The organism is Halalkalibacter oceani (assembly GCF_023715605.1).
Taxonomy (GTDB): Bacteria; Bacillota; Bacilli; order Bacillales; family Bacillaceae_D; genus Halalkalibacter; species Halalkalibacter oceani.
Map to the genome: position 1 here is coordinate 1 of NZ_JAMBOL010000002.1, position 15,612 is coordinate 15,612.

The 15,612-nt window shown below is 43.1% G+C and carries 15 protein-coding genes; 10 read left to right on the top strand and 5 right to left on the bottom strand.

Features of this window, described 5'->3' with window-relative positions; genetic code table 11:
- A partial coding sequence (locus M3202_RS02610; RefSeq protein ID WP_251221809.1) for a transposase occupies positions 1–971 on the bottom strand: 971 nt, incomplete at its 3' end.
- Between the two features lie 170 nt (positions 972–1,141).
- Between M3202_RS02610 and M3202_RS02615 the strand changes: the two genes are divergently transcribed.
- The 3 genes from M3202_RS02615 to M3202_RS02625 all read left to right on the top strand — a co-directional run bounded on the left by M3202_RS02615 (position 1,142) and on the right by M3202_RS02625 (position 4,446).
- Positions 1,142–2,023 (top strand): TetR/AcrR family transcriptional regulator, encoded by an 882-nt coding sequence (locus M3202_RS02615; protein ID WP_251221810.1) that lies wholly within the window; start codon positions 1,142–1,144, stop codon positions 2,021–2,023.
- Positions 2,024–2,038: 15 nt separating this feature from the next.
- Positions 2,039–3,505, top strand: coding sequence for an MDR family MFS transporter (locus M3202_RS02620; protein ID WP_251221811.1), 1,467 nt, complete (start codon positions 2,039–2,041; stop codon positions 3,503–3,505).
- Positions 3,506–3,663: 158 nt separating this feature from the next.
- Positions 3,664–4,446 carry a M15 family metallopeptidase gene (locus tag M3202_RS02625; protein ID WP_251221812.1) on the top strand — a complete coding sequence of 261 codons (783 nt, stop codon included), beginning with the start codon at positions 3,664–3,666 and terminating at the stop codon, positions 4,444–4,446.
- A 173-nt stretch (positions 4,447–4,619) separates the two neighbouring features.
- Here M3202_RS02625 and M3202_RS02630 read toward each other — a convergent pair whose 3' ends face one another.
- Complete coding sequence (locus M3202_RS02630) at positions 4,620–4,802, bottom strand: hypothetical protein (protein WP_251221813.1); 183 nt, start codon at positions 4,800–4,802, stop codon at positions 4,620–4,622.
- Positions 4,803–5,018: 216 nt separating this feature from the next.
- Between M3202_RS02630 and M3202_RS02635 the strand changes: the two genes are divergently transcribed.
- From M3202_RS02635 to M3202_RS02645, 3 genes are read left to right on the top strand one after another with little or no spacing between them, the layout of a single operon-like run.
- Complete coding sequence (locus tag M3202_RS02635; protein ID WP_251222220.1) at positions 5,019–6,254, top strand: MFS transporter; 1,236 nt, start codon at positions 5,019–5,021, stop codon at positions 6,252–6,254.
- A 13-nt stretch (positions 6,255–6,267) separates the two neighbouring features.
- The gene (locus M3202_RS02640) at positions 6,268–6,558 is read left to right on the top strand and encodes a hypothetical protein (RefSeq protein WP_251221814.1); all 291 of its coding nucleotides are present in this window, start codon (positions 6,268–6,270) and stop codon (positions 6,556–6,558) included.
- Positions 6,559–6,614: 56 nt separating this feature from the next.
- Entirely contained in the window at positions 6,615–8,564 is a 1,950-nt protein-coding gene (locus M3202_RS02645; RefSeq protein WP_251221815.1) for a tripartite tricarboxylate transporter permease, read from the top strand.
- Between the two features lie 163 nt (positions 8,565–8,727).
- Here M3202_RS02645 and M3202_RS02650 read toward each other — a convergent pair whose 3' ends face one another.
- The 3 genes from M3202_RS02650 to M3202_RS02660 form a co-directional block, all read right to left on the bottom strand.
- Entirely contained in the window at positions 8,728–9,693 is a 966-nt protein-coding gene (locus tag M3202_RS02650) for a tripartite tricarboxylate transporter substrate binding protein (RefSeq protein ID WP_251221816.1), read from the bottom strand.
- Between the two features lie 94 nt (positions 9,694–9,787).
- A complete protein-coding gene (locus M3202_RS02655) occupies positions 9,788–10,414 on the bottom strand; it encodes a YitT family protein (RefSeq protein ID WP_251221817.1) in 627 nt (208 codons plus the stop codon).
- A gap of 186 nt (positions 10,415–10,600) precedes the next feature.
- Entirely contained in the window at positions 10,601–11,869 is a 1,269-nt protein-coding gene (locus M3202_RS02660) for an alpha-L-fucosidase (protein ID WP_251221818.1), read from the bottom strand.
- Positions 11,870–11,991: 122 nt separating this feature from the next.
- Between M3202_RS02660 and M3202_RS02665 the strand changes: the two genes are divergently transcribed.
- The 4 genes from M3202_RS02665 to M3202_RS02680 all read left to right on the top strand — a co-directional run bounded on the left by M3202_RS02665 (position 11,992) and on the right by M3202_RS02680 (position 15,556).
- Entirely contained in the window at positions 11,992–12,837 is an 846-nt protein-coding gene (locus M3202_RS02665; RefSeq protein WP_251221819.1) for an AraC family transcriptional regulator, read from the top strand.
- A 122-nt stretch (positions 12,838–12,959) separates the two neighbouring features.
- Positions 12,960–13,754: an SDR family NAD(P)-dependent oxidoreductase gene (locus M3202_RS02670; RefSeq protein ID WP_251221820.1), complete on the top strand. Its 795-nt coding sequence runs from the start codon at positions 12,960–12,962 to the stop codon at positions 13,752–13,754.
- A gap of 95 nt (positions 13,755–13,849) precedes the next feature.
- A complete protein-coding gene (locus M3202_RS02675; RefSeq protein WP_251221821.1) occupies positions 13,850–14,863 on the top strand; it encodes a LacI family DNA-binding transcriptional regulator in 1,014 nt (337 codons plus the stop codon).
- A 252-nt stretch (positions 14,864–15,115) separates the two neighbouring features.
- The gene (locus M3202_RS02680; protein WP_251221822.1) at positions 15,116–15,556 is read left to right on the top strand and encodes an RbsD/FucU family protein; all 441 of its coding nucleotides are present in this window, start codon (positions 15,116–15,118) and stop codon (positions 15,554–15,556) included.
- Positions 15,557–15,612: the final 56 nt, after the last annotated feature.

Sequence of the window (15,612 nt, forward strand, 5' to 3'; positions counted from 1 at the left end):
GGTGATACCGGGTAAGAAAGGATAATCTTTTTCACGGCGTCAAAAAAGAAAAATAGATAATGCCAGCGTCCATTCACTCGAATGTAGGTTTCATCCCCACAGAATTGTTCAGAAAGCTCATAAGGATAATGATCAACGTAAGGCTTAAGTAAAAGTGACACACTCTTTTCGTAGTTCAATATCGTTTGGTGAGAAATGGGAACACCATGAACATCCTTCATAATGGCAGCTGTTTTACGGGCCGAAAGGCCGTAGTTCACATGATAAGTTAAGATTAGACCTAGTGTATGCGGAGATGTATACACCTTAGACAAATCTACTACCGGAAGCTCAGGTGACTCCTTGGATAATGGTTGAAAATCAATGTGAAACTGTCTAAAGATGTATCTTAATTTAAAGGCTTGAGGATCTTTGTTAAACCGTTTCCGCTCTTTTGAGGACATCCCATTCAGTTTCCTTTGATAATAGGGACATTCATTGTTTTTACACTTAAAAACATGAAAGTCTTTTCTCTCTTTGATTTTCTCGAGAGTCTTGGAACAATGAGGACACTTTAGGATGGCCTCTTTTGAAAAACGATTCTTATCGCTGAAAAGACAAGAACATACCTTACATTGATACTGCCCTTTATCTCCGTTATTGGCATAAAGGTATTCTGACGGAGCACCACACTTTGGACAGATCATGGACTTAGGTACTGTAACTTTTGAGTTCTTACGCCTTTGAACAGGTTTTAATGTTTTTCCGTTCTTCTCGAAGTACTCAGTGAGAAGAATTCGATAATCTAGCTTTTCAGGTACTTCAATGATCGGAAGATCATCTACCTGAAGTTTTCGATAAGGTTTATTCACCGGTTGTTCTGTGGGCTTATTGAACATACTTTTTCCGATAAGCAGAGTAAGTAATGTTCGAATCAATTGTTCTTGATAGTTTATAAAAGATAATAAATAGGTTATAATTTGAGGGTACAAGATTGTCACTTCCTTTATTTAGGGATTTAGTGTCGGTGTGGTAACCTCACTATTGCCTAAATTTCAGGGGGTGGCAATTTTTTTGCTTATAAAGCCCTCTATCAAGGTATTTTATAACCTATTTCTTATAAAAGTTTTGACAATACGTCAACAGCAAGGAAGGTAAAAAAATGAAAAAGAAAATCATTTTAACGGCGATTGAGTGTTTTTCCAATGAAGGCTTTTTCTCGACATCAATGCAACGGATTGCAGAGGAATGCGGGATGTCGAAAGCAACACTATATAAATACTTTCAGTCGAAAGAAGACCTTTTAATGCAAGTGTTTGAATTTACCTTGCTTCAAATGGTGGAAAGAGCCAAAAGTATTCAACTGGATCATTCGTTGCCGAAAAAGGAGCGTTTGCGACAGAGAATTCTCGTGGAGCTGCAAGAAAACAAACAGTATCGTGCTTTTTTAAATTTGATCTTCAAGGTCATGCCGATCCAGCAAAACCCGCGTGTCATGGCTTTAATGAAGCGGACAAAAGCTACTTTTTTTCATCTTCACCGGGAATATCTGCTTGAAGCCTATGGGGAAGAGGTGGAACCGTATCTTTGGGACCTTGTGATGCTTTTACAAGGAGCCATTCGCGAGTATATCCATTTGCTTGAGGATGAACAAAAGCCGGTTAACAAAGAAGATGTCGCGACATTGCTCGCGTCTAATCTTGATCAGATTATTAGAAATAAAGAAAAGCCGCAGCCGGCGTTGTCGCAGGAACTTATGTATGATTATGAAGGAATTCATCTCGGCGCGCAGTCAAAATCAACGGATCAGCAAATCGCCGAAGCGCTGATTAGCGTGCAGGATAAGATCGCAAAGGCAGAGATGAATCGAACGGAAATGGAAAAGGTTAGAGCGGCGTATGATTCGCTGAGAAAGAAAATGACGGCGGAGCAACCTGAGCCGTATTTAATCGAGGCGCTTTGTCTGTTTATTAACAGCCGCGTAGCGATTAAGCAGGAAATACCAATGATTCTTGCGCTAGTGGAAGAGCGGAGATTTAATTAAAGAAGGTGTAGAAGAATGGATACAGCCCAAGTATCAGTGGAAAATATAAATAGAAAACCATTAGTTATTGTCCTATTAGTTGGTTCGTTTCTAGCAATCTTAAATCAGACCTTGCTGACAACGGCCTTGCCTCATTTTATGAATGACTTGCAGATTACAGCCAATACAGGCCAGTGGCTGACAACAATCTTTATGCTTGTAAATGGAATTATGATCCCGATTACGGCTTTTTTAATTGAAAAGTATACAACGAGAAAGTTATTTATGACATCGATGTTCCTGTTTGCGTTAGGAACGCTTGTCTGCGCCCTTTCGCCTACTTTCTCCTTTTTAATGATCGGAAGAGTCCTTCAGGCTGCCGGGGCGGGTATTATGATGCCTTTGATGCAGACTGTATTTTTGCTCATTTTTCCAGTTGAAAAAAGAGGGGCCGCTATGGGGATGGTCGGTCTCGTCATTTCATTTGCTCCAGCCTTAGGACCGACGCTTTCAGGCTGGCTCGTAGAACATTATCACTGGTCTATCCTGTTCTGGATTGTGTTGCCGGTAATTGTGATCGATATGATCGCGGCGTATTTCGTTTTAAGAAATGTAACAACGCTCCACAACCCGAAAGTTGATATGCTTTCGATTATTTTGTCAACATTCGGATTCGGCGGCTTGTTGTTTGGTTTTAGTTATGCCGGAGCACATAGCTGGACGAGTGCCTCCGTCGTTTTGCCAACCGTCATCGGTGTGATTTCGCTTGTTTGGTTTATTTTCAGACAGCTGAAGCTGGAGCAGCCGATATTAGAGTTTCGTGTATTTAAATACAGTGTTTTCACGTTGACGACAGTCATCGGCATGGTTGTGTTTATGTCATTGATTGGCGGCTCGACGATTCTGCCGATCTATATGCAAAACATGCATCATTTCACTGCATTGGATACGGGGTTGATGATCTTGCCGGGTGCGGTTTTGATGGGGCTGATGTCACCGATCACCGGAAGGATTTTTGATAAGATCGGGGCAAGAGCGTTGTCGATTGGCGGCTTGGCGATCATTTTCGTCACCACGGCTTTATTTTCAAACTTAACAACGACGACAAGCTTTACCTACCTCACGATCATTTATGCGCTGCGAATGATCGGGCTGGCGATGGTAATGATGCCGGTCACTACAGCGGGGATTAATGTTTTGCCGCGTAGACTGATTCCGCATGGGACAGCGATGAATAATACGATGCGGCAAATTTCAGGGTCGATCGGAACGGCGGTTCTGATTACGATTATGACGATGTCGGCGCTTGATCCGCAAGTAACTGGTGATGTCGACATGGCGATGATCCATGGAGTTAATGTCTCATTTATGGCAGCGACGGTGCTGTCGCTAATCGGTTTAATCCTTGCCTTTTTCATTAAAAAACATGATGAAGAACAGCCGAAGGGGAAACCGGTTCAAGTGAAAAGAAGTCAGAAGAAAAGTCCGATTCCTGAAGGGTAAAAGCACAGGCAGTCTGTTTCGAGGTTATGCCAAACGGAAAACAAACCTTTTGGCATAACCTTTTTTTAGGTTGTTAGGACGAGTTTTGAATAGAGAGTTTAAAATCAGGCAAAAAAGAGGTAGTATAGAATATAGTTTAAATTGTGAGGGAGGATCTTATGAAAAAGGCAATGATCGTAATAATAGGGATTATCAGCTTGTTTGTCGGACAAGCCTGCGATCAGCAGCAATCAACGACTGATCAAGATTCCTCGATGCTCTCCTCTCATACTGAGCAAGCAGAGGGAAGTAAGGAAGCAGAAGCCTCAGCGGAGCAGGATTCCGAGTCGAACGAGGAGCAGGGAATCGAGGTAGTGACGGATCCGCAAAGTGTTGAGGTGCTTGTTAATGAGGAATATGAGCTGATGGAAGGCTATGAACCGGATGACCTGGTTTATCCTGATATCTCATTTATATTTGAAGAGAAAGTGGAAAAGCGCTTAATGCGGGAGGAAGCAGCTGAAGCGATTGAGCAATTATTCGCCGCGGCAAAAGCAGATGGGATGAACTTGCTTGGCGTTTCGGCCTACCGTTCATATGAGACGCAAAAAAACCTGTTTGATTATTATGTTGCCCAGGATGGGGAGGAGCTCGCGCGTACATACAGCGCCGTGCCCGGAACAAGCGAACATCAAACCGGCCTGGCGATTGACGTCGTCGGCGAGGATGTAAGCTGTGCAGCAGAAGACTGCTTTGCGGATACAGTCGAAGCGAAATGGCTGGAGGACAACGCGGCTGACTACGGCTTTATTATCCGCTATTTGGAAGGGAAAGAGGATTTGACAGGCTACAAATACGAGCCTTGGCATTTGCGCTATGTCGGGGTAGAAATGGCGAAAGAAATCACCGATCTCGGCGTTACGCTTGAAGAGTATATGAATGCCGTTCCTGTATCCAATTAAAAACTGACTTGCCACAAGCCCGTTGTGAGTCTTTTCTCGCAATGGGCTTTAATGCGTAGAGACTGGGCAAAAGGTAAAAAAACGACCTTTTGACCCAGCCCCATACACGTCATATGCCTTAGCTAAAAGCAAGGCTGAAACAGCTCCAACACATACTTTTGGAAAAAGCTTTCTTAATCCTGAAGGGCATTTAATGTTTGCTGCAACGTATCAGATGTTGTCGAATGATGCTGCCCGTTATGGCGTCCTTTCATCAATCCGTAAGCCGCCCCAACCCCGATTCCTATTCCGACTAATGAATACATAAGAGCTTGACCGCTCTTCATCTTATGGTTTTTTCTCATTTCAAACATCATGACATCAGCTCCTTCTTACAAGTAAGTAATCAACAGACTACTCTACTCACTAGTTTGTCTGAAATCCGCTTCTTTACACTGGAGGTCCTTACCAATCATGCTTCTGGAAATTATTTGGACGTAACGTTTACGCGAAAAGGGACAAAGTAGTAAGGAAAACAACAAGTGAGCTGTAAGGAGCGTGGATGACGGGTGGTCGAAAAAAAGCATAACGGGATGCTGGTCGTGGCGATTGGCTCCATTCCTTTAATTATGACGTTAGGTAATTCCATGCTTATTCCTATTTTGCCCAAAATGGAAACTGAGCTGAACATTTCAGCGTTTCAAGCCAGCTTGACGATCACAGTTTTCTCCGTCGCTGCTGCCATTTTCATCCCGATTTTCGGGTATTTGTCTGACCGCTTAACAAGGAAAAAGATCATTATCCCGGCTTTGACTTTGTACGGCGTTGGCGGGCTGTTAGCGGGTGCGGCTGCGGCGTGGTTTGCCAGTCCCTTTATTTGGATTATGGCCGGTCGCGTTCTCCAGGGAATCGGTGCGGCGGGCACCACGCCAATCGCGATGGCTTTAACCGGCGATTTGTTTAAGGGGGGCCAGCAAAGTAAAGTATTAGGTCTTGTCGAGGCGTCCAATGGATTTGGAAAAGTTCTTTCCCCGATTGTCGGGTCATTATTGGCTCTGCTTGCCTGGTACGGTCCGTTTTGGGGCTTTCCTGTTTTTGTTCTCATCTCATTGCTGCTAACGACATTCTTCATTAAAGAGAAGAAAAAGAAAAAAGAGCCGATGCCTTTTGGTACATATGTAAAAGGACTTTTTTCTGTCTTTAAGCATGAAGGCCGCTGGCTTTTTACCGCTTATTTGGCTGGAGCAACCTGTCTTCTTACGCTGTTTGGAATTTTATTTTATTTATCGGACGTACTGGAGACGACGTATAACATTGATGGCGTGTTGAAAGGGTGCATTCTGGCGATTCCACTTTTATTTATGATGACGACTTCGCTCATCACCGGGAGCAAAATTGGGAAGCGTTTGCAGCGAATGAAAACGAGCATTATGATTGGTTTCCTGCTAATGACAATCTCGTTTTCGGCCTTAGTGTTTTTCCACAAGCTTGTGCCATTTATTGCAATTTTGGTGATCAGCAGCGTCGGTACCGGCCTTGTCCTTCCATGCCTCAACAGCCTCATTACCGGCTCGGTTGGACAGGAAATGCGTGGATTTGTTACGTCCCTATACGGCTCTGTCCGTTTTTTAGGGGTCGCAGCGGGCCCGCCTCTGTTTGAAGTGTTAATGAACTGGTCTCGTACTGGAATGTTTTTGCTGACGGCAGGGCTGACATTGCTGCTTGGGATTTTTTGTTTACTATTTATTCATGTGAAAAAAACAAAGCCGACCGAATCAGATGACTCGGCTCAAACGTTATTTAAAAAATTTCAATTGACGACTGAATAAGGGGGATTCTCAGATGCAGCTTTATTTTTCTCCGGAATTTATGAAAGAGGATGCACAAGTACTAAATATCGTGACCGATGGAAATAAGCCTGTTGGCTATTTGGCGTTTTTACTGGAGCCGGACAAAAAGAAAATGTATGTGTACGGGCAGCTGGCTGAAGAAGGAGTCAGTGAGGATTTTAAAGACCTGGTCACACCTTATATTCAAGGGCTGACCAAATTAAAGCCGGAGCTGGAAGTGCTGTCTTACTTGACGGTTGGCGGGAAACAGGTTGAATTAAAGCAGGACGATAAGGAGGAATAGCACACATCGCTTTTTGGGTGAATATCATACTCTAGTCTTAGATGTGGAGGCAGGGTATGGATATTTTATTACAATTGTTTGAAGTTCGGCACCTTTTGATGCTCGTACTCGGTTTATGTCTCGGAATCGCTGTGGGAGCCTTACCCGGGTTGACACCGACAATGGGAGTCGCTTTGACGATCCCTTTTACCTTTTCACTCGGCGCAACAGATGGCCTGATCCTGCTGGGTGGGATCTATTGCGGCAGCGTGTTTGGCGGCTCTATCCCGGCGATTCTTTTTAACGTGCCAGGCGCGCCTGCATCGGTGGCGACTACGTTTGATGGCTATCCAATGGCGCAAAAGGGCAAGGCGAGAAAAGCGTTGGAGCTGGCGACAATTGCTTCCTTTGCCGGCGGTGTGATCGGAATGATCCTGCTCGTATTTTTTGCCCCTGTTTTAACGGAATTTTCTTTAGCCTTTGGCCCGACGGAAAGCTTCTGGATCGCCCTGTTCGGCATTACGGTCATCGCTGTCATTTCAGAGGGGGGAGCGGCGAAGAATATGCTCGGCGGCTGCCTGGGCATTGTCCTTTCCTTCGTCGGAATTAGTACTGTGACCGGAACGGCCCGCTTTACCTTTGGAATCGATAGCTTTGTTGGCGGGTTTCATGTTGTCGCGGTGCTGATCGGCTTATTTGCTATTCCTCAGGCTTTCCGAATGATTGAAGACCTGTCAGAAGGTAATCAAAAAATCAAACGACATAAACAGACAACCGCTTCGTCTATCCGTCAGTCATTTGGCGATGTGTTAAAGCGGCCGAAAGCAGTGACAATCGGAAGCGGAGTCGGCGCCCTTATCGGAATGCTTCCGGGCGCAGGCGGCAATGTAGCGAGCGTGCTTGCTTATAATGAAGTGCGGCGTTTCTCCAAGCAGAAAAACGCGTTTGGGAATGGTGAAAAGCAGGGGATTATCGCTTCGGAGAGTGCCAATAATGCAATGGTCGGCGGTTCATTAATTCCATTGCTGACATTGGGGATTCCGGGCTCGCCAACTGCTGCGATCTTCCTTGGCGGCTTATTAATTCACGGTATTTGGCCGGGAAGAAATTTGTTTGTAGAGCATGCTGATGTGGCTTATACGTTTATTTACAGCATGATTCTCGCCCAGTTTTTTTTGCTCGTTCTCGGCTTGTTGCTAGTGACTCATATCGCCAGGCTGACAAGTATTCCGACTTATTATCTTGCTCCGGCTATTTTGTCCCTGTCAATTATCGGAGCTTTCACAACGCAAAATAGCTTGTTCGATGTTTATACCGCACTCATCCTCGGGCTTTTGATGTTCGTACTGCAAAAATTCCAGTTTTCACCCGCACCGATCGCCTTAGGGTTTATCCTTGGCAAAATTGCTGAAGAAGGGCTGCTTCAAGGGATTCAAATCGGCACGGCTCAAGGCTCTCCTTGGCTCTATTTCTTTAGCGGAACGTGGAATCTACTGCTTTGCAGTTTTATTTTGATAACGGTGGGAATCGCTGTCTACCGCGGACTGAAAAACAGAGCAAATCAGCAGCCCACATTGGAGGGAAAGAGGGCCCCAGATTATTGGGCAGTCAGCGGCTGGTTTATAGCGGGTGCTCTGGTAATCGTCTGTCTCGTGCTGCTTAACAGCATGCCGTTTGAACTGCGGATTTTTCCTCAATTGACATTTAGTGCGATGCTCGGATTTCTTTTGTACAAAGCGGTTCAGGCAGTGAAGCGTCCAAAGGAGAGAGTGTCTTTCACGTTCGATTACTCCATTGTAATGTGCCTCGTTCTCGTTGCTACTCTTAGTTTTTTGACGAATTTACTCGGCTTCTATAGCCAAACCTTTTTATTAATGCTGCTCGTGCCGATTTTCGTTCATCTGCAAAAATGGAGAAAACTGCGGCCGCTACACATCCTGTTCGTCTCATGCCTTTTCACAATGGCGCTTTATGCTGTTTTTACCCTTTTGCTTAAAGTGCCTGTGCCTATCATGCCTCAACTGTAAATGGGCAGGGGATCGGAGTCAATGACACAACCCTGTGGTGAGGAAGCCGCTGAAAAAGTACGATTTTCACTTTTTCAGCGGCTTTTTCGTAATGAGCTTGAAAGCCTAGCTGTGAATGGGTGTCTCGAAGCAACGCCGGAGCCATTATTGAGTTACGTGATTGTTACTCGATAGTAATCCGCTCAAGCAGCTCAGTGTACTCACCTGTTCTTTTCTCCATATCCGCAAGAACCTCGTTGCGATCCATAATCAGCATGTCAGCTCCGGCTGTTTCCATTTCCTTCAAGAATTGTTCATCCTGTAAGAGCTGCAAAAAAGCTTCCTCAAGCGCCGCGATAATCTCAGGCGGTGTGCCTGCCCTGGCGGCGATGCCACGATCTGTGCTCATGATGACGTCAGGGAAGCCCAACTCTTTAAAGGTCGGAATATCGGGTGCGAATGGATGGCGTTCTTCTGTGGCGATCGCCAGTGGCAAGACATCATCACCAAGGCGGTAAATATCGGATAAATTCCCGGCGACCACATCGGTATGCTCACCTAATAATGAAGCAATTGCATCAGCAGCTCCCTGGAATGGCACATCTTCCACGTCAATGCCCGCAGCCTGTTCCAACAGCAAAATAGCTAAATGCTGACCAACGAACTTCCCGGCATTGCCGACCGTAATTTGTCCGGGAGCGGCTTCTGCTTTATTGATCAAATCGTCGAGGCTGGAAAAAGAGCCGTCGTTTCTCACCGCAAAAACGGTTGGATCGCCACCCCAATTCACAAGCGGTTCAAACGTGCCGGCATCAAAGGAAGTCTGGCCAACGAGCGGCTGGGTGATAATGTGGGGGAGATTATAGACCGCTAACGTGTAGCCATCCGGTTCGACGGTAGAGAAATAATTCCAGCCAACCTGCCCGCCGCCGCCCGGTTTATTGACGATGACGAGCTCTTGTCCTACATAGTCGTTTGCATATTTAGCAATTAATCGAGCCTGAGTATCAGTCGCTGCCCCGGGTGAAAAGGAAACAACAAGCTGGATGCTCTTATTTGGAAAATCAGAAGTCGATTCTTCTGAACAGCCGGCTGCGAAAAGAAGCCCGGCGCAGAAAAAAAGAGACAGGAGTAGCTTGTTCCACGTCATCACTACACATCCTTTATCGATGATTTCATCATTGATAAGTATGCGTCGTCGCTCCGTTTTACAAGTTGTCTCTCCTTATATTTCCCTGATGGTTTTATCTTTTTTTCCGCAGGGCCGGTGAAAGCGGCTTAGTTGTAGCCGGCAGCCGGATATTATAAATAAGATCAACGACTCTTGTCGATAATCCTTGAGATACGATCGCCTGAATGATAATCAGCCAATCGATGATCGAAGCAGTCAGAATAAAGATCGAACCGTTCAGCAAAAGCAGTGGTTTGCCCGGAGGAATATTGCGATGATTAGCAATAATGAGCGCGAGAACTCCCATCCCACCGTTGGATACATTTTGCCGCAGCAAAAGCCCGACCCCGCAGCCAAGCAGCAAGGAACCGAAGAACAGATCAAGCCAGACGTTGCCTGTCGGAGATTGCCATGTCATCGTATTTTCTAGAATGTACATCGTCAAGGAGGTGATGGAGATACTAAACATCGTTCCGATTGTACTGGCATTGCCGAGCCACTTAATCGCGACGACAAGCATCGAAAAATTAACAAACCAAAGGGCAAAGCTTAAAGGAAAATGAAACCAATAATGCAATAAAACCGCCAGGCCACCCGCACCGCCGGAGGGAACCGCATGAGGAAACAAAAAGATACTCATCGCCACACCTTGCAGCATCCCTCCACATGCCACGAGGCTATATATTTTCACGTTACTCATCCGTACGATCATTCTTCCTACAAAACTGATCAATCGAGATAGAGCGAAGTCGTTCCATAACAAAACATCCTTTACGTTTTTTGGACTGGCTCTATCAATTTATGTGTGAAACGCAAAGAATAGTACGAAATGTGGATGAGTATGAAAGCAGGTTTTGCTTTTTTGTTTAATGATGATTGAAGCCAACTATTCATTAAGTGATTGGGAGAACTCGAGTTTAATCACCATAACCGAATCAGTAAGCTGATTGACTGGAAGACCGCGGATTCTAAGATATGGTTTCTCCTTCCAATGCCATGGGGTAAGGTCTACTCTTGCTTCAAGTTCTTGCTGATTATTTAGAAGAATTGCTTTTTCCGGCATTATGTCTAATGGCTTCAAAATGATTGCTGAGCTTTGTGGGTCTTTGAAAAGATGAACATAGAGAGTGTTTTCTTTTCGGGTGACGAGTACTTCATCTCGAACAACGACGTTGTCATTTCCCTCCATTTTTATAACGTCTTCATCGACCAAATAGGAAGCTGGATAGGTGTCATCAAATGACTCTTTTACCGAGCGGTACCAATTGCCAATCGCCTTTAGTGATTGAATGTTCTCTTCAGCAATTGTCCCGTCTGCCTTAGGACCGACATTTAATAAATAATTCCCTCCCATCGCTAAAATCTGGTCGATGCTTTGCATAATGAATTTGTTTGAATAATAATCTTCATCTTCTTTATAGCCCCAGCTTTCCCTTCCTAAAGCTTGATTTGCTTCTGTCGGCCGGGTAAAGGCTTTTGTTGCCGGAACATGTCTTTCCGGTGTGTTATAATCTCCCTGACTAGGGCCACGGTCATTAATAAGGATCCCCGGTTGTAAGGAACGAATCATCTCATTTATACTGGGATCATGAAACTCAGCGACATTAATATCCCAGAAAAACTGATAGATCTCCCCATATTCAGTGCATAGCTCCTGAATTTGATTTCGTACAAATTGATAATAGTTGTTTATGTCAGGTTTATCTCCATCTCGCGGGCCGAACATTTCATGATGTCTTCCTTGGTTCGGATAGTTCGGATGGTGCCAATCGGGACACGAATAATAGAGGCTTAGTGCGATTCCTCTTCGCTGACAAGCTTCAGCAAGCATCGCCAGAATATCTTTTCCGTATGGTGTATTTGTCACTTTGTAATCTGTGTATTTCGTATCCCACATGCAAAAGCCATCATGATGTTTAGTGGTGAAACATATATAATTCATTCCCGCCATTTCGACAGCATCCAACCACTCATCAGGATTAAAATGTATCGGATTAAATTGAGTAATCAACTGTTCATACTCGCTTCTCGGCATCTTTGTTCGCCAAAGAATCTGTTCCTGCCAGGCTGGAATTGCATATAATCCCCAATGAATAAACATGCCAAACTTTCTTTCAAAGAAAACATCTCGACGATCATGAAATTTAGATATCATATTGACACTCCTTTTTCAAATGTTTTTAAAATTCAATATTGATGGTAGCGGTAAAGAAGAAAAAGGAGGATAGTAAATTGTAAGCTAAATTTAGATAATATTAACCTAAAGGAGAGTAATAGATGTCGACATTAAGCAATAAACAGAATCAGTATTTTTTAGCGAACTTACAAGTTAATCTTACTGTTGCTTCTTTTTCACATATTATTCCTTCTTGGAAGCGAATCAACGAGACTGATGACTTTAATAGATTGTATTTTATTGAACGTGGACGAGGCTGGATGAAAGTCGAAACAGAGGAAATATGGGCTACTGAGGGACAAATGGTTGTGCTTCCGGCTCAATTGCCTATATCTTATTCAACCATTGATGAACAGCCATTCGCAAAATATTGGTGTCATTTCACAGCAACACTTGGCAACATAAATTTGTTTCAATTAGTAAACGTGCCCTATACGCTAGATGTAAAGGATAGGGGATTGATGACAGAACACTTTAACCAACTGATCGATTGGCACAGTAATACTCATTTTACGGCTGCTTTAAGAGCAAAGCTATTATTAACAGAGCTGATTTGTTACTATCTGGAGCAAAGTTTTCGTGAACAAGAACATTTATCGCTAGGTCCCCGCTCAGTGTCATTAGAAAAAATCAATACGGTGCTTACGTACATAGAGAATCATTTATCAACATCGATAACAGTGGAAGAACTTGCGGAGTTAGTCCATTTTCACCCCAATTATTTTATAAAATTTTTTAAATCAATTTTAGGCACTTCTCCGATTCAGTATGTTAATCAAATAAGGCTGGAAAAAGGAAAACAAATGTTAATTTCGTCTGACGAAACGATAACAGAAATCGCCGATCGACTCGGCTGGGATATTTATTATTTTTCAAGAATTTTTAAGCGATTTACAGGTCTTTCACCTTCTGAATTCAGGCAGCTCACGAGGAAAAATAGCAATTAGAACGAGAACATCTATTTGTAATATTCGGAATTGATTGACAACTGAAAAGACGCTCTTTATAATTTTGGTAGCGGTAACATCTTCAAACATGTTCCCTTAACTTAATAAAGGAGAGTGCAAATATGGAGCGTTTAAAAAATCGAGTGGCGTTAGTAACAGGAGGAAGTCGCGGAATTGGGGCGGCCATCGTTGAACGGTTAGCTGAAGAAGGAGCCGATGTAGCGATTAATTATGCTTCTGATCGTTCTAAACATCAGGCAGCTGAACTGATGGAAAAAGTGAAAAAGCTTGGTGGTCAGGCAATGATCGTTCAAGCCGATGTCGGCAAGAAACTAGAGGTTGACCAGATGATAGAAAAAGTGGAAGCTGAGCTTGGTGATATTGAAATACTTGTAAACAATGCCGGGATTAATCCGTTTGTACCATTTTTAAAGCTGGATGAAGAAACATGGGATCGCACTTATCACACAAATGTAAAATCTATTTTCTTAACAACGCAGGCAGTCGCAAAAAAAATGATCGAGAAACAATATGGAAAAATTGTGAATATCACTTCAACGGCAAGTTTAATGGTGGTCAGTCCGGTCGTTCCCCATTATATATCCTCCAAAGCTGCAGCGCATCAATTAACGAAGGCGCTGGCGATTGAGCTTGGAAAATACAATATTAATGTGAATGCAGTTGGACCGAGTACGATTGATACCGATATGTGTACAGAGTATCTCGCTGACCCTGAAATTTATAAGAAGGAGGTAGCTGCCAATCCGATGAAACGGCTCGGAACAACCCGCCAAATTGGAGATGCTGTTGTTTTTCTTGCGTCCGAAGAGGCGATGCAAGTAAATGGCCATCTATTGATGGTTGATGGAGGTTTAACAGTAAAGGCAGCCCAGCCTGATGATCATTTAGATCGCTAAGCTCTTGCCAATAACCATCTGAGGTGGCTATACTGGCGAATAAAATGTATGATAAAAAGAAATCGACAGAGATATGAATAGAAAGTAGCGATGATATGGCAACCATTTATGATATTGCTAAAAAAGCAAACGTCTCTGCTATGACAGTGTCAAGGGTGATTAATAATTCAGGAAGCATTAAAGAATCAACGAGAAAAAAAGTCGAGGAAGCAATAAAGGAATTAAATTATATACCGAACTCAGCCGCAAGGAGCTTAGTATCAAAGAAATCTAACCTTCTTGCTCTTTTGATTACCGATGTGACAAACCCGTTTTTTACAAAGGTTGCCAGAGGAGCAGAAGATAAAGCCCAGCAAATGGGTTATCAGTTAATGTTATGCAATACAGATGAAAGTGTAGAAAAGGAATCAAAATATATTGATGTTCTGTTAGCTGCCGGAGTAGATGGCGTCCTCTTCACACCTTCTGGAGAAAAATCGAAAAAAAACTTAAGAAAATTAGCGAAGCATGGCATCCCTTTTACGTTAATTGACCGAAAAGTCCAAGGAATTAATTGCGATGTTGTCCTTGGTGATAACCATGAAGGAACGCGGCAACTACTTCAACACTTAATTGATTTAGGACACGAAAAAATCGCCATTATTAATGCTCCTCTTGATATCTCAACCGCTCATGACCGTTATCAGGCTTACGTCAATACGTTAAAAATGAACGGGCTTTCTGTTGATGAAAGGTTAGTGTTAAAAAGTCATTATAAAAAGGAAAACGCTACAAATAATATTGAATATATTTTGAGCTTAAGTAAAAAGGAACGACCTACTGCTATTTTTGCGACAAATAACTTTATTGCCGTAGAAACAATACGGGCGTTGAGGGAGAAAAAGCTTGAGGTTCCGCATGATATGGCATTTGTTTGCTTCGACGATTTAGATCATCATGCGACAATTGATCCTTTTTTAACGGTCGCTTCTCAGCCGGCATATGATTTTGGTTTTACAGGAGTGCAGTTTGTTATTGAACGTGTTGAAGGAACAGCACCCCAGGAGTTTCGAAAAATTCAATTCCAGACAGAGCTGGTGGTCAGAAAATCATCAGGAGGGCAACTTTAATCCAATGTTTTCAAAAAAATGTGTAAGCGGAAGATTGAATTTCCGCCTACACATTTTTTCTTTTCTGCTATTGACAACCGAGATAAAAGCTGATATTTTTTTGTTATCGGTAACTTTTCAGAATTATGAAACTTTATTTTAAGGAGATTTACACTAAATGAAAAAACATTTTTAAAACAAGAAATGAAAGCGCTTTAAAGTGAAGGTTGATTTGTTTTGCCTCAAATGTTTGTCATGAAAGGGAGTGACGCCTTGCTGAAAAATATACCGGAGCAAATTTCTCCAGAGTTGATGAAAGTATTAATGGAAATGGGGCATGGTGATGAAATCATTCTTGCTGATGGTAATTTTCCAGCCAGCAGTCATGCGAAGCGGTTGATCCGGTTAGATGGCTTGAATATTCCAGAAGTATTGCAGGCGATTTTAATCTATTTTCCTTTAGATGAATATGTAGATGATCCTGCAATTTTAATGGAGGTTGTGGAAGGAGACCCGGTCGAGCCGCTTATTTGGGAGGAGTACGAAGAAATACTGACGCAAAGCAGCGAGAAAGGTAAGGAAGTGAAGCTGCACTTTTTGCAAAGAGAGGCTTTTTATGAAAGGGCTAAGACTGTATATGCGATTGTAGCAACAAGTGAAAAAGCGCAATATGCAAATATTTTACTGAAAAAAGGAGTGATTAAGAAAACATAACTTTTTCGCTACTTTTATAAGGAGAACGAGGCATGACTGGCTTGATTAATTAAATG

Excerpts from the sequence above, each read along its gene's own strand:
- M3202_RS02645 (WP_251221815.1), top strand. The coding sequence starts at position 6,615 with ATGGATATTTTATTACAATTGTTTGAAGTTCGGCACCTTTTGATGCTC.
- M3202_RS02675 (WP_251221821.1), top strand. The coding sequence starts at position 13,850 with ATGGCAACCATTTATGATATTGCTAAAAAAGCAAACGTCTCTGCTATG.
- M3202_RS02625 (WP_251221812.1), top strand. The coding sequence starts at position 3,664 with ATGAAAAAGGCAATGATCGTAATAATAGGGATTATCAGCTTGTTTGTC.
- M3202_RS02655 (WP_251221817.1), bottom strand. The coding sequence starts at position 10,414 with ATGAGTAACGTGAAAATATATAGCCTCGTGGCATGTGGAGGGATGCTG.
- M3202_RS02660 (WP_251221818.1), bottom strand. The coding sequence starts at position 11,869 with ATGATATCTAAATTTCATGATCGTCGAGATGTTTTCTTTGAAAGAAAG.
- M3202_RS02670 (WP_251221820.1), top strand. The coding sequence starts at position 12,960 with ATGGAGCGTTTAAAAAATCGAGTGGCGTTAGTAACAGGAGGAAGTCGC.
- M3202_RS02615 (WP_251221810.1), top strand. The coding sequence starts at position 1,142 with ATGAAAAAGAAAATCATTTTAACGGCGATTGAGTGTTTTTCCAATGAA.
- M3202_RS02620 (WP_251221811.1), top strand. The coding sequence starts at position 2,039 with ATGGATACAGCCCAAGTATCAGTGGAAAATATAAATAGAAAACCATTA.
- M3202_RS02635 (WP_251222220.1), top strand. The coding sequence starts at position 5,019 with ATGCTGGTCGTGGCGATTGGCTCCATTCCTTTAATTATGACGTTAGGT.
- M3202_RS02630 (WP_251221813.1), bottom strand. The coding sequence starts at position 4,802 with ATGATGTTTGAAATGAGAAAAAACCATAAGATGAAGAGCGGTCAAGCT.
- M3202_RS02665 (WP_251221819.1), top strand. The coding sequence starts at position 11,992 with ATGTCGACATTAAGCAATAAACAGAATCAGTATTTTTTAGCGAACTTA.
- M3202_RS02640 (WP_251221814.1), top strand. The coding sequence starts at position 6,268 with ATGCAGCTTTATTTTTCTCCGGAATTTATGAAAGAGGATGCACAAGTA.
- M3202_RS02650 (WP_251221816.1), bottom strand. The coding sequence starts at position 9,693 with ATGACGTGGAACAAGCTACTCCTGTCTCTTTTTTTCTGCGCCGGGCTT.